9 protein-coding genes are annotated in these 14027 nt (G+C 33.1%); 2 read left to right on the forward strand and 7 right to left on the reverse strand.

Annotated elements, in window-relative coordinates; all coding sequences use genetic code 11:
• Positions 1-317: 317 nt before the first annotated feature.
• Complete coding sequence (locus tag AC13CQ_RS14125; protein ID WP_008614432.1) at positions 318-725, reverse strand: hypothetical protein; 408 nt, start codon at positions 723-725, stop codon at positions 318-320.
• A gap of 190 nt (positions 726-915) precedes the next feature.
• Here AC13CQ_RS14125 and AC13CQ_RS14130 point away from each other — a divergent pair, with 190 nt between their 5' ends.
• Positions 916-2268 carry an NAD-dependent succinate-semialdehyde dehydrogenase gene (locus AC13CQ_RS14130; protein ID WP_474507670.1) on the forward strand — a complete coding sequence of 451 codons (1353 nt, stop codon included), beginning with the start codon at positions 916-918 and terminating at the stop codon, positions 2266-2268.
• A gap of 53 nt (positions 2269-2321) precedes the next feature.
• Here AC13CQ_RS14130 and AC13CQ_RS14135 read toward each other — a convergent pair whose 3' ends face one another.
• Positions 2322-4109 carry a RagB/SusD family nutrient uptake outer membrane protein gene (locus AC13CQ_RS14135; protein ID WP_335587924.1) on the reverse strand — a complete coding sequence of 596 codons (1788 nt, stop codon included), beginning with the start codon at positions 4107-4109 and terminating at the stop codon, positions 2322-2324.
• Positions 4110-4135: 26 nt separating this feature from the next.
• The gene (locus AC13CQ_RS14140) at positions 4136-7396 is read right to left on the reverse strand and encodes a SusC/RagA family TonB-linked outer membrane protein (RefSeq protein WP_456867278.1); all 3261 of its coding nucleotides are present in this window, start codon (positions 7394-7396) and stop codon (positions 4136-4138) included.
• A gap of 298 nt (positions 7397-7694) precedes the next feature.
• Here AC13CQ_RS14140 and AC13CQ_RS14145 point away from each other — a divergent pair, with 298 nt between their 5' ends.
• The gene (locus tag AC13CQ_RS14145) at positions 7695-8591 is read left to right on the forward strand and encodes a DUF72 domain-containing protein (protein WP_456867276.1); all 897 of its coding nucleotides are present in this window, start codon (positions 7695-7697) and stop codon (positions 8589-8591) included.
• A gap of 65 nt (positions 8592-8656) precedes the next feature.
• On the opposite strand, the gene AC13CQ_RS14150 is transcribed toward AC13CQ_RS14145, so the two are convergent.
• The 4 genes from AC13CQ_RS14150 to AC13CQ_RS14165 all read right to left on the reverse strand — a co-directional run bounded on the left by AC13CQ_RS14150 (position 8657) and on the right by AC13CQ_RS14165 (position 13891).
• Positions 8657-9937 carry a mechanosensitive ion channel family protein gene (locus tag AC13CQ_RS14150; protein WP_335588355.1) on the reverse strand — a complete coding sequence of 427 codons (1281 nt, stop codon included), beginning with the start codon at positions 9935-9937 and terminating at the stop codon, positions 8657-8659.
• A 51-nt stretch (positions 9938-9988) separates the two neighbouring features.
• Positions 9989-12244, reverse strand: a complete 2256-nt coding sequence (locus tag AC13CQ_RS14155) for a penicillin-binding protein 1A (protein WP_474507669.1) — start codon at positions 12242-12244, stop codon at positions 9989-9991.
• Between the two features lie 142 nt (positions 12245-12386).
• On the reverse strand, positions 12387-13250 hold the full coding sequence (locus tag AC13CQ_RS14160) for a sigma-70 family RNA polymerase sigma factor (protein ID WP_008614450.1): 864 nt from the start codon (positions 13248-13250) through the stop codon (positions 12387-12389).
• A 212-nt stretch (positions 13251-13462) separates the two neighbouring features.
• Complete coding sequence (locus tag AC13CQ_RS14165; RefSeq protein ID WP_008614453.1) at positions 13463-13891, reverse strand: FKBP-type peptidyl-prolyl cis-trans isomerase; 429 nt, start codon at positions 13889-13891, stop codon at positions 13463-13465.
• Positions 13892-14027 lie beyond the last annotated feature (136 nt).

Consider the following 14027-nt stretch of genomic DNA (forward strand, 5'->3'; position numbering starts at 1 on the left):
ATCTATTGTAAAAATAGCGTATAATAAGCTTCTATTTTCTAAAATTTATTTAAAAAATAGTTATTTTGAGTTTTTATTGGTCTCTAATATGGTCTAAAACTTTGCAATTTTATTACAGCCCTTTTTAGGTATTAAAAATTTAGCTGCAAATATTACAAATGCATAATTCTCTCCATTGTTGGGTTGCAGATATGGAATGATATGGGGTAAAGAGGTGTTTGTAAATTTGTTGCAAACACGTTTTAAGTCCGCTACAAACCTCTGCAACTATTGTAGAGAGTTTTTAGTTGTTTAATTAGTATAAAATCAATGATATACTAAACCAATACTTCGTTTTCTAAAAGCTGAATTTGATCTTTCAAACGTTCCACAACAATATTCATCATTCGTTTATTTAATGCGGAAGAATTTTCAATATAAATAAGATATTCATCAACTGTAAACTGACCAATAATAATTCCTTTTAAGGAGTTTCGAAACTTAATGTCTTTCTGAATGGCGTTTTCAATATAATGAAACCTTTTTTCAAGCGAAAAAGTGAAGAATACACCTTTGTGCTTATTTGCATAATTCTTAAAAGCTTCTAATAATAAATCGTTTTGCAATTTAATAACGGGTCGTAGCGTAACGTTTTGGAAACGCTCGTCTTTGCTCATTGAATCGTAAATAATTGCTGATGGAATTTCTGGACGTACACTTAGTAAATCCGATGTTCTAGTGTCCATAATTGTGAAGTTTTACTAAAGGTATAAATTATTAAAGCGCTTAAAATTGATAGCGTTAGATAGTTTTCAACGATGTTATAAACAAATAACATTCTTTTAAGAAGAGAAAGAAATGCAAAATGGTAAATTAGTGTACTGCTTCAGCGTAAGTTTTGAAGTGTTAAAAATTGGTTATTGAAAAATATAAGTTATGATTCACTCTATAAATCCTTATACAGGAGAAAAGATATATAGTTTTACCCCTTTGTCAACAAAAGAAATTTCAGAAAAGATTGATGAAGCAGATTTAGTTCAGAAAGAGTGGAAGAAAACATCTTTTAGGGAACGAGCTAAATTAATGACGAAAGCTGCAGAGGAATTAAAAAAGAGAAAAAAAGCATATGGCGAAGTAATTTCAAAGGAAATGGGAAAGCCTATAACACAGGCTATTGCTGAGGTAGAAAAATGTGCGTGGGTATGTGAGTATTATGCAGAAAATGCAGCAAGTTTTTTAAAGGATGAGTTTATTGAAACAGATGCCCAAAAAAGTTATGTTTCTTATAATTCTTTAGGAGTTGTATTGGCTGTAATGCCATGGAATTACCCTTTTTGGCAAGTGTTTAGATTTGCAGCTCCAGCATTAATGGCTGGAAATGCAGGAGTATTAAAGCATGCTTCATCAGTAATGAAAAGTGCAAATAATATTCAAGAAGTATTTGAAGAAGCAGGGTTTCCTAAAGGATTGTTTCAGAATTTAGTTATTGGGAGCGATAAAGTAGAATCTGTAATTAAAAATAAAAAGATTAAAGCAGTAACCTTAACTGGGAGTAAACCAGCAGGGAGCGCTGTTGCTGGTGTTGCAGCTCAAGAAATTAAAAAAGCAGTACTAGAACTTGGTGGAAATAATGCTTTTATTGTTTTAGATGATGCAGATTTAGAAAAAGCAGTAGAAGTAGGAGTAAATGCACGCTATCAAAACACTGGTCAGAGTTGTATTGCGGCAAAACGATTATTATTACAAGAGGATATTGCAGAAGCTTATTTAGAAAAATATGTAGAGAAAGTAAAAAAACTTAAGAGTGGAAATCCTTTAGAAGGAGATACTTATATAGGAGTATTAGCAAGAGAAGGCTTGGCAAAAGATATAGAAAAACAAGTTAATGACTCAGTAAAAATGGGAGCGAAGCTTTTATTAGGAGGAGAACGTAAGGGAGCTTATTATGCTCCAACAATTATTACAGATGTTACAGATGAAATGCCAGTTTTTAAAGAAGAGACTTTTGGACCAGTAATTGCTGTGAAAACATTTAAAACATTTGAAGAAGCTATAGAAATTTCCAATAATTCTGAATTTGGTTTAGGAGTTTCCATATTTTCAAAAAACATTAATAAAGTACTGGAAAACGTTTCTAAGTTTGAAGAAGGTGCAGTATTTATAAACGAACTTGTAAAATCTGATCCGAGGTTACCTTTTGGAGGCATTAAAACTTCTGGTTTTGGGAGAGAGCTAAGTAGTTTTGGTATTAAGGAGTTTGTAAATATAAAAACGGTCTATGTAAAATAAATAAAGCCTCCTAGAACATAGGAGGCTTTAAATTATCTACAGCATATTAACTATTAATATCCAGGATTCTGCGTTAATGTAGGTTGTCCGCTTTCATCAACACTTAAATCAATTTGCGCTTGAGGAATAGGATAGTATTCGCTTCTTCCAGGAATAAACTTTCCACCTCTTACGTCGGTTGTAATGCTACCTTGATAAGCAAAATATGCATTTAAAGTTTGTTCAGCAATACCCCAGCGTACGAGGTCAAAGAAACGATGTCCTTCCATGGCTAATTCTAATTTTCTTTCAAAATAAATAGCTTTTAAAGCATTTTCTTTACTTCCAAATTGAGCAGTTGTATATTCGCTAATATTATAATTAGCAGCATTAGTGCTTTCGTCAAAACCAGCTAGTGGATCACTAGGGTCTATATAATCTTTTAAGAATCCATCTGGATTAGCAGCTCTTCTTCTCACACGATTAACGTATTCCATAGCTACAGGCAGGCTTCCTGCTTGTGCTTCTGCCTCGGCAGCCATTAGTAATACATCTGCAAAACGGATAATATGTACATTTATAGCAGTACCAGGTGCCCAAGAGCTTTGATCCGCATATTGATCTTGAGTTGCTTGCCAATAAATATTCTTTTTAGGAGCATATGGACCTCCGTAAGCTTGATCTCTAACCCAAGCAGCGCCAGGATGATAACCCCAATCGTGGAAAGGAACACCTCTACGACCAGCTGTCCAGTCTACTCTAGGATCTAAAGAACCTGTATATGGAGTAAAAGAAGCATCAGCAGAAATACCCATATCGTTTTTAACAGGATCTTGATTGTAGCTATCTAAATCTGGAAGACCTGTAGTCTCATCAGTTTTATAGGAATTAACCAAATCTTGTGTTGGCTGTAAAAAGCCACAACATCTAAACGGGCTGTTATATGGGAAATTTAACTTCCCCCCTTGATTAGAGTTTGTAATTAATCCAGTACCATCATTAGCAACCATTTGAATATCAAATACAGTTTCTGCATTGTTTTCGGTGGCAGCGTCAAAGTTATCTTTAAAGTTAGCTACTAAGTCATATTTTTCACCAGCAGAATTTACACCCATATTAATTACATCAGTAAAAATTGTTTTAGCTTCTCCAAATTTTTGTTGATATAAATATGTTTTTCCTAAATATGCCGCAGCAGCCCACTTATTTGCTCTAGCAAACTCACCTTGCGTAGGCGCTAGATTATCATAAGCATATTGAAAATCTGCTTCAATCATCGGCCAGATATCTTGATCGTTTGGCTGCTTTGGAGTTTCGGTGGTCTCATCAATCCAAGGAACCATATTAAACATTTTCTTTAGCTCAAAATAATAGTGACCTCTTAAAAAACGTGCCTGACCAGCAATACTTTTTCTATCAGCTTCAGAAACATCTTCTGCTTTTTCTAATATACTTAGTGTATTGTTACATCTAGCAACTCCTTCATATAAAGCTTTCCATTTAGTATTAAAAAAACCATTGGAAGGATCTGTTGTAAATTTAGCAATTGGATCTATTGCAGGCTGATCCCCTCCAAAACTTCCTTTGCTAGCAGTTCCTCCAGCTACAGCTCCGTAAATCCAGTTGTCTGGAGCAGATTCCCAAGGGTTACCCCCCCCAAGAGCAGAATCATCTCCTTGACCATCTAATGCACCATAAGCTCCAATAAGAAGTTTTTCAACTCCATCTTGGTTTGCTACTACATCTTCACTCAATGCACCTAATGCTGGTTGCTCTAAAAAGCTATCAGCACAAGAGGCAAATAAAAGTATTAGAGTTAAAATAGGTACATATAAACTTCCTATTTGTTTTATAATTTTCATATGTTTTATATTATTTCGGTTCATGATTAAAATATTACATTAAGTCCTAATAAAATTTGTCTTTGATTAGGGTATGCTCCTTCGTCAATACCAAAATTAACAGTGTCTCCAGAGATTTCTGGATCTAAACCAGAATATGAAGTAATAGTAAATGCATTTACCATTTGGGCGTATAACCTTAATTTTGTGATATTAATTTTATCTAATAAAGAGCTTGGTAGCGTATATCCTAATTGTATTTGTCGAGCTCTTAAATAAGAACCATCTTCCACAAAATAAGAATTAGGAACATTAGCAGTACTAAACGAACCTGTAGTTTCCTGGATAGGAGCAGAAGCATTTGTGTTTTGTGGAGTCCAAGAGTCGTATAAGGCGGTATGACTTTTTGCTCCTTGGAAAGAACTGTAGAAATCGGTCCACCAACGAACATTGTTCCAGATATCGTTTCCTTGAGATCCATATAAAAACATACTAAAATCTAGATTTTTATAGATAAGTTCAATATTTATCCCGTAGGTGAAATCTGGATTTGGATTTCCTAAAAATGTTCTATCCTGATCGTCAATAATATTATCTCCATTAATATCTTGGTATCTAAATCTACCAACGGCTACGTCGTTTTGATAGGTGGCATTTGAGTTTCCTGTAGCTGCAATTGCATCGGCATTTGCTTGATCAATTTCATCTTGAGAATCCCAAAAGCCGTCAACTTGATATCCAAAGAACTGACTTACTGAATTGCCTTCCGCATTTCTAATAATAGAACTACCATTAAAACGTCTTCCTTCTAAGTCAAAATACTGGAAACCATCTGCAACTTTAACAATTTCATTATCGTAAGTTGTAAGAGTTAAAGTGGTGTTTAATCTTAAATCTTTTCCTAATTTAAAATAGGTTGATAAATCCATATCAAATCCACTATTTGTCATTTCTGCAATGTTTACATAAGGAACAGTTGCTGTACCAACAGTTGCAGGTAAGTTAGGATTGAATAAAAGGTCTTCAATATCTTTTCTATAATAATCTGCAGTTAACTGCACTGTACTATTAAAAAGAGATAAGTCAATACCGATGTTTGAATTGATATTTTTTTCCCATTTTGCATCAGGATTTCCTATTCTTGTTTGTTGGAATCCTTCAGAGATGGAAGAATTTCCGCCTCCAATTGCATAGAAAGAAGTTCTGTTGTTACCTCCAAATGTTGTAAATGCATTGGCTGGATCTACGTTTAATTGATTCCCCATAACTCCATATCCACCTCTTATTTTTAAATCATTTAACCAATTTGTTTCTGGAAAAAAACTTTCGTTTGTTACATTCCACCCCGCACTAAATGCAGGAAACCATCCAAATTGTTCATTCAAAAATCTAGAAGAACCATCACGTCTTACAGTAGCACTTACTAAATATCTGTCGTCATAATTATAATCAAGTCTACCAAACACAGAAGAAAGTGCATCAGCATATTTAAAACTGTAATTTGTTTGAGTTCCAGAACCCGTGTCTAAGGTTACATAATCTGGATCAAAAGAGAAATAGCTTTGTGTAGTTCCTCCAACTTCTCGTCCTTTGTTTTGGTACGCTTCTGTACCAAGAAGAACGGTTAGGTTATGAACATCATTAAAACTATTTTGGTATTTAACGGTATTTGTCCATGTCCAATTAAAGTTCGTAGCTGCTGCTTCAGTATACTGGTTTACAGATAAGTTTTCAGAATTTTCATATTCAGGAAACTGGAAGGAATTAAAGGTATTGGAATAATATTGTCCTCCAAAACTAGTTCTGAAAGTGAAATGATCTAAAAAGTCTATTTCAGCAAAAATATTTCCAAATACTCTAGAAGAAACCCCTCTATTGTTACGTAATCTATCTTGAATAGCAACTGGGTTTTTAGCATTTCCTAATCCACTTCCAAAAGAACCAGCATAATTTCCCATGATGTCGTGAACAGGAATAATAGGTTGATTTCTAAAGGCCATTCCAATAGCGCTTCCTTCTGTAAGTGCATCAATTTGTGGATTATCTCTAATAGTGAAACTCATGTTTTCTCCAATTCTAATATTCTCTCCAATATTGTAAGAAGAATTAGCACGGATAGTATAACGCTTCAAATAGGTGTTTTCTAAAGTACCTTCTTGATCAAAATAATTTAAAGAAAACATATAGCTTCCTTTTTCGGTTCCATTACTAACCGATAAGTTATGACTTTGAATACTTGCAGGACTAAATATTTCTTGAAACCAATTAGTCCCTTGCTTATTAGCCTTTACAATTCTATAGAAATTATCAATATCACTTGGGTTGGTGTATTCTGGATTTACGTTGTAAAGTGCCTCGTTAACTGTATTAGCTCCCACAGGGGCTATGTAGTTAGGTAAAACAGGATTTGCACCGTTTCCGTATTGAGAACTTGAAGGCGCTGTCCCTGGATTTGTATTACGTTGTGCTATCCAATTTAAGTCGGCCATTTCCTGAGAATCTAAAATATTCCATGGATTTCCGCTTTGTACCAATTGCATTCCATAATAAGTATCGTAAGAGATTTTCATTTTACCTTTTCCTTTTTTAGTGGTAATAATGATAACTCCATTAGCAGCTCTAGAACCATAAATAGAAGCAGAAGCAGCATCTTTTAATACTTGCATTGTTTCTACATCATTTGGATTTAAATCTCCAATTCCGTCTGTAGGAATACCATCTACTACATATAGAGGAGTATTGTTTCCAAACGTATTAGCGCCACGTATTTTTACTTGAGGAGCTTCTCCTGGTTGTCCACCTCCAGTAATAGTAACCCCAGAAACTCTACCTTGAAGCTGATTGGTAACTTCAGCACTAGGCTGTTGTACTAATTCATCTGTTTTAACTACAGAAATAGCTCCCGTTAAGTCTTGCTTACGTTGCGTACCGTAACCTACAACTACAATTTCATCAAGAGCGGTGACATCTTGAGAAAGAGTTGCATTGACTTCTGTTTGTCCGTTTACAGGAATTTCTTGGGTTTGAAACCCTATGTAAGAAAAAGACAAGACAGCATCACTACTTACCGAGATAGAATAATTTCCATCAAAATCTGTAGTAGTACCGTTTGTACTGCCTTTTTCAATTACAGTTGCTCCTGGAATAGGAGTTCCGGTTTCTGCGTCTATTACAGTTCCGGTTACTTGTTCTTGATCTTCCGATTGTTCTTTAATCAGATCCCCTTTGTTAGCGTACATACTTACACTAAAAAGTGTTAGCAGTAAAGGGAAAAATAGCTTTTTGAAAGTTGTCAAATAGTTTTTCACACATTTAATTTTGGTTAAACATTTAGTTAGCAGAATTATGTTAATGATATCATAATTCGGTTAAAAATAGGTAAAATTTAATGTAATTGTAAAATTTTTATTCAAATAATTAGAGATTTATCATTATTGATATGTATAAATTATGAATTTAATAATAGTGTATTTTCGTACGAAAATAATCGATGAAGTATTAATGATAAATTAATGAAAGATTAATGGTATGTTATTTTAAAGATTAAAAAATTATTAACTCTTGTACTATGTTTGAATTTTATAACTTTATATAAATTTTATTAAAATGAAGTTTGGAAAAGTAAATAACCCAGAAAACATAGATTTTTATCTCTGTGAGGATCACCCAAATACGAAGAAAACCTTAGCACGTTTTAAGGAAGAAAAGTTAGAATTTAGTGTTCATGTAGGATGTGCAAAATGGAATAAACAGGATTTAAAGAATTTTTATCCTCGGGGAACAAAAGATGAGCTTGTTTATTACGCAACTCAGTTTAATTCTATTGAAATGAATTCTACTTTTTATCGAAATTTTCCAATTGAACAATTTGAAAAATGGTATGATAAGGTTCCAGTAGATTTCAAGTTTTTTCCAAAAGTAAACCAAATGGTTAGTCACATGAAAAGACTTATAGATTTTGAAAATTTTTTACCTGAATATCTGGATGGAGTGGTTCATTTTAAAGATAAATTAGGAACAATATTCTTACAGATGCACAACAATTTTGGACCTAAAAATTTTGATAGAGTAGTGGCCTTTGTTGAAAGTTGGTCAAAGGAACTTCCGTTGGCTGTTGAATTTAGACATACAGACTGGTTTAATGATGAGGTGGTTGCAGAAGAATTATATAATTTATTAGAAGAAAATAATGTTGCAAATATTTTGGTTGATACTGCTGGGAGAAGAGATTTATTGCATATGAGGTTAACTAATAATGAAGCTTTTATTAGATATGTAGGAGCAAACCATCCCACAGATTATAAACGTTTAGACGATTGGATTGAACGCATAAAAGTATGGAAAACTCAAGGTTTGTCTAATGTGAACTTTTTTGTGCATCAAAATTTAGAAGAAGCTTCGCCATTGCTATCGGCTTATTTTATTAAAAAGCTCAATAAAGAGTTGGGAACGGATCTAGTGGTTCCAAAAACTAAAGATGGGGATGTGCCAACACTTTTTTAAATCCTTAGTAAGGGTTTATTAAGAATTGCCTAAAAATTTTTAATTGATTATAAACATAAATTATGTTAGGAGTTATTTAGTTTACTTATATCTGTTCCAGAAGGCGATTCAAATATTTCTAAATCAAAGTGCGGAACTGCAGCAATGATATGTTCAAAAATATCGGCCATAATACGTTCGTAATTTTCCCAGCGTTTATCACTAGAAAACACATAAATTTCTATTGGAATACCTTGTGCTGTAGGTGCTAAATGTCTTGTCATCATTAGCATATCTTTATTGGTAGCAGAATGATTTTGTAAGTATAAATCGCAGTACTTTCTAAAAATCCCAAGGTTGGTTTGATTTCTTCCGTTTACAATGTTTAGGTCTTTATTATAACCTTGTTCTTTATTAAACTTATTAATGTCTTTTTGTCTAGTGTTTATATATTGCTGGACGGCCTGAATGCTACTATATTTTTCTAAATCTTCCGCAGAAAGGAATTTTACGCTTGCAGCCTTAATAAAAATAGATCTCTTAATACGTCTACCGCCACTTTCTTGCATTCCTCTCCAATTTTTAAAAGAATCAGAAATTAAAGCATAGGTAGGGATAGTAGTAATTGTATAATCGAAATTTCTAACTTTTACGGTAGCCAAATTAATTTCAACAACATCTCCATCGGCTCCATATTTTTCCATTGTTATCCAATCTCCAATTCTAACCATATCGTTAGCAGACGTTTGGATACTTGCAACAAACCCTAAAATAGTGTCTTTAAAAATTAAAAGTAAAATTGCAGAAGCTGCTCCTAAAGTAGTTAAGAATTTTACAATAGATATTCCAGCCAATTCCGAAAAGATAAAAATCAATCCGAAGAACCAAATAAATATAATTACTACCTGTGCATAACTATCAAGTGGTTTGTCATAAAATCTATCGGTAGTTCGTAAGTAATTTTTTGTTGTCCGTACAATACTTCTCAGGATAAAAACAACAAGAAGGATTAGGTAAATATCTGTTACCTTAGAAAAAAACACATGTAACCCTGGGAAATCTGTAAATACATAGGGTATCATATTCTTAATAATTATAAAAGGAATGATATGCGCTATGTATTTTGGAAAGTTACTTTTTACAAGATAATCATCAAAAGTGGTTTTACTTTTATTGGTAAAAGCTAAAAAGAATTTTACTACAAAAGTTCTCAGTAAAATGTCAATAATATATACAACAACGGTTACAACAACAATATTAACTAAAAGGTTAATTTTTTGTGCTGTTCCAATAGCGTAGCCACTATCTAGTAGCCAATCGTGTATATAACAACTTAAACGAGCAAGAAGTTCCTGATTTTCCTTCATAAAAATAATATTCTCTGCAAATTTAGTTTAAAAAGTAGAGAGGCAATTCAATTATGCCTTAGTTTTAAATTTTTTACTTTTCTTTTTATCTGGATTTGAAAACAATCGTTTAAAAAAGCCATCTCTTTTTTCTGGATTACAATCCAAGCTTTCCAATATCTCTTTAGAAGGTGTTTCAAACTTAGCTTGAGTAACAGGGTTTAATTCTTTCTCCCGATTCATTTTTTGCATCCATCGCCCAAAAATGGGGAGCGCAGCATTAGCGCCTTGCCCCATGGCTGTAGTTTTAAAGCCTATTTTGTGGTTGTCAAGCCCTACCCAAGTAACGCTAACCAGTTTAGGTGTAATTCCTACAAACCAAGCGTCTTTATTGTTTTGTGTGGTTCCAGTTTTACCCGCAATATCATTTTTTAAACCGTAACTATTTCGAAGTCTAGTAGCTGTTCCACTGTTAATTGTAGATTTCATCATTTGGAGCATAATCTCTCTTGTAGTATCAGAAAAAGCCTTCTCTCCTTCTTTTTCCTTCTGTTTATTCTCCAATAATACATTTCCTTTATCATCTTCAATTTTATTGATAAAAAATGGAGTAGTAGGCACACTATTATTTACGTAAGTGGTATAGGCTTTAGCCATTTCCATTAAGCTTACTTCGGCCGTTCCAAGCGCAATGGAAGGAACTTCTGGAAGGGTAGAGCTAATTCCCATTTTCTGCGCTTGTAAAATGGTATTTTGTATTCCTGCTTTTTCCAATACTTTCACTGCAATAGTATTTATAGAATTACTCAAGGCATATTCCATAGAATAGTTCATGTATTCCTCTTCTTCTTTGTTGGAAGCGTTTGTGGGTTCCCAACCTTTTAAATTCTCATAAGCAACTGGCGCCACCGAAAAATAGGTGCATGGATCGATTCCATTTTCCAAGGCAGTAGTATATACAAAAGGTTTAAATGTGGAGCCTACTTGCCGTTTACTTTGGATTACATGATCGTATTTAAAATATTCATAATTAATACCGCCAATCCAAGTTTTTAAAGCTCCATTTTTTGGATTTATAGCCACAAAACCACAATTAAGAAATTTTAAATAGTGCTGTAAACTATCAAGAGTACTTAAATTTTCTTTTGACTTTCCGTTCCAATTAAACACAGTAATTTCTTTTTTCTGCTGAAGGGAGTCTACTATTTGTTCTTTCTTTAATCCTTGAGTTTTTAGTTTCTTGTAAGCTATGGTTTTTGCAAGTTCTGTTTCAATCAAATCTTTGTCAGTTAGCCAAGGAGCATTTTTTCCATAACTTTCTTCAAACTGTTGTTGGAGCTTGCTCAGATGTTCTTGTACGGACTCCTCCGCCAATTTTTGCATCTCATAATTAATAGTAGTGTGGATTTTAAGCCCATCAGTATAAAAATTTATAGAAGTGTCTTTCTTTTCGTTATACTGTTTTAACCATTCTTTTAGGTACAAACGTACGTGTTCTCTAAAATAAGGAGCTAATCCGTCGTTATAACTATATTGCTGAATGTCTAGTTTTAAAGAATCTTTGGAAAGGGTATCATAAGCTTCTTCGTTTAAATATTCGTAGTTTTTCATCTGACTCAAAACTACATTTCTACGCTGTTTACTTCTTTCTGGAAACAACTTCGGATTGTAGTAGTACGTAGCCTTTAAAGACCCAACTAAAGTAGCCGCTTCAATGGTAGATAGATTTACGGCAGACTTATTAAAAAAATGCTTGGAGGCGCTTTCAATTCCAAAAGTATTATCGCTAAACGGAACGGTGTTTAAATAATGTAATAAGATTTCATCTTTGGAATACACATCTTCTAGTCGTTTTGCAATAATAGATTCTCTTAATTTATGTACAATAATACCAAGTGAACCTAAATTTTTCCGTGGATATAAATTTTTTGCTAGTTGTTGTGTTATAGTGCTTCCTCCTCCAGAAGATTCATCTTGTAGTAAAATCGACTTAAAAAATACTCTAAGCAAGCTGCGGTTGTCTACCCCATTATGCTCATAAAAGCGTGCATCTTCTGTGGCTACTAATGCATCTATTAAATTTTTAGGAATACTGTCAAAAGGAACAGGTTGGCGGTCGTTAATATATATTTTTCCAAGTAAGGTTCCATCGTCTGAAAGGATTTCTGTAGCCTGGTCGAGTTGTAAATTGGCTAATTCCTTTTCGTTTGGCATATGTCCCCATGCACCCAAATAAACGCTTAATATAAAAATTATAAATAGGCCAAAAAGACTAGCTATAGCTATTAAAATCTGTTTTTTATACTTCTTAAAGTAGGTTTTTATCATAATTACAAACAAACAAAATATTTAAATGAAGTTGGGTTAAAGGACTATTAAAGTTATCCTTCTTGATACAGTATGTACGAAAAAAAATCCCGCTTGGATGAAGCGGGATTTTTAGAATGAATATTTTTAAAAGAATTAAAAACTATCCTAAATACATTTTTAAAATTTTGCTTCGCGAATTATGTCGAAGTCTTCTAATTCCTTTTTCTCTTATTTGTCGCACACGCTCTCTTGTTAAATCAAAAACATCCCCAATTTCTTCAAGAGTCATTGGTTGCTGGTCGCCAATTCCGTAATTTAGTCTTATTACATCGGCTTCTCTAGTAGTAAGCGTTTCTAAAGCTCTATTTATTTCGATGTTTAACGAATCGTGTAAAAGATTTTTATCTGGATTTGGAGATTCTCCAGAACGAACAACATCATATAAATTAGAGGTTTCTCCTTCTTTTAAAGGAGCATCCATAGAAAGGTGTCTTCCAGAATTTTTCATGGACTGTTTTACATCTTTCACTGTCATATCAAGCTCTTTAGCTATTTCTTCTGCAGATGGAGCTCTTTCGTGTTCTTGTTCTAAAAAGGAGTATGCTTTATTGATTTTATTGATAGAACCAATTTTATTAAGCGGGAGTCTTACGATTCTCGACTGTTCTGCCAAGGCTTGAAGAATAGATTGACGAATCCACCATACCGCATAAGAAATGAATTTAAAACCACGGGTTTCATCAAATCTTTTGGCAGCTTTTACGAGTCCAAGATTTCCTTCATTAATTAAATCGGGAAGTTTTAATCCTTGGTTTTGATATTGTTTTGCTACTGAAACAACGAAGCGTAAGTTAGCTTTTGTCAACTTTTCTAAAGCAATTTGGTCACCTTCTCTAATACGTTGTGCCAACTCAACTTCTTCATCGGCTGTAATCATATCGATTTTACTAATATCTTGAAGATATTTATCTAACGATTTAGATTCACGGTTGGTTACCTGCTTTATAATTTTTAGTTGTCTCATATATTTTTTCTATATTTTGATAATAACCTCGCATTAGTACGATTTTTTTTTCAAAAAAGCAAATAAATGGGGGTCTTATTGACTTTTGGATAGATAAATTGGGTTAAATTTAAGAGTTGAGAGGATTTTCGTTGTTTTGTTAAGAAAATATTATAAAAAAAATGCCTGAGAAATTTACATCCTCAGGCATTACATATTTTACAAAGTTTGGATTATTTAATCTCTAAAACTTCAATCTCAAATATTAAATCTTTTCCAGCTAATGGATGATTTGCATCAACAACGATAGATTCGTCTTTTACATCTGCAACCACTAATTGGATTTCTCTTCCTTCTGGAGTACGAGAAACAAGTCCCATTCCTACTTCAGGTTTTATATCTTCTGGAAGTTCATTTTTTGGAATTTCTTGAAGTAATTCTTGTCTTACTTCTCCATAAGCTTCAGAAGATGGAATATTAATAGTCTTTTTTTCGTTAACCGCCATATTTAAAATTCCGTTCTCAAATCCAGGAATTAACTGACCCTCTCCAAGCTTAAATTCTAATGGTTCTCTTTCTAAAGAACTATCAAAAACTTGTCCGTCTACTAATTTTCCTGTGTAATGAACTTTAACTGTGTCGTTTTCCTTTACTTGACTCATATAAAAATTTTAATTGTGTTTGTAAACCGTTACAAACCTTTGTTTTTATTTAAGCCACGAAACTACAGTAAATTAATGGAAAGGCAATAGCAATAATGTTAAGGATTCTATAAAAGGCTAGTTATCAGTTATTTTG

The sequence above is a fragment of the Galbibacter sp. L-19 genome (assembly GCF_056857615.1).

Excerpts from the sequence above, each read along its gene's own strand:
- AC13CQ_RS14125 (WP_008614432.1), bottom strand. The coding sequence starts at position 725 with ATGGACACTAGAACATCGGATTTACTAAGTGTACGTCCAGAAATTCCA.
- AC13CQ_RS14130 (WP_474507670.1), top strand. The coding sequence starts at position 916 with ATGATTCACTCTATAAATCCTTATACAGGAGAAAAGATATATAGTTTT.
- AC13CQ_RS14145 (WP_456867276.1), top strand. The coding sequence starts at position 7,695 with ATGAAGTTTGGAAAAGTAAATAACCCAGAAAACATAGATTTTTATCTC.
- AC13CQ_RS14165 (WP_008614453.1), bottom strand. The coding sequence starts at position 13,891 with ATGAGTCAAGTAAAGGAAAACGACACAGTTAAAGTTCATTACACAGGA.
- AC13CQ_RS14160 (WP_008614450.1), bottom strand. The coding sequence starts at position 13,250 with ATGAGACAACTAAAAATTATAAAGCAGGTAACCAACCGTGAATCTAAA.
- AC13CQ_RS14150 (WP_335588355.1), bottom strand. The coding sequence starts at position 9,937 with ATGAAGGAAAATCAGGAACTTCTTGCTCGTTTAAGTTGTTATATACAC.
- AC13CQ_RS14135 (WP_335587924.1), bottom strand. The coding sequence starts at position 4,109 with ATGAAAATTATAAAACAAATAGGAAGTTTATATGTACCTATTTTAACT.
- AC13CQ_RS14155 (WP_474507669.1), bottom strand. The coding sequence starts at position 12,244 with ATGATAAAAACCTACTTTAAGAAGTATAAAAAACAGATTTTAATAGCT.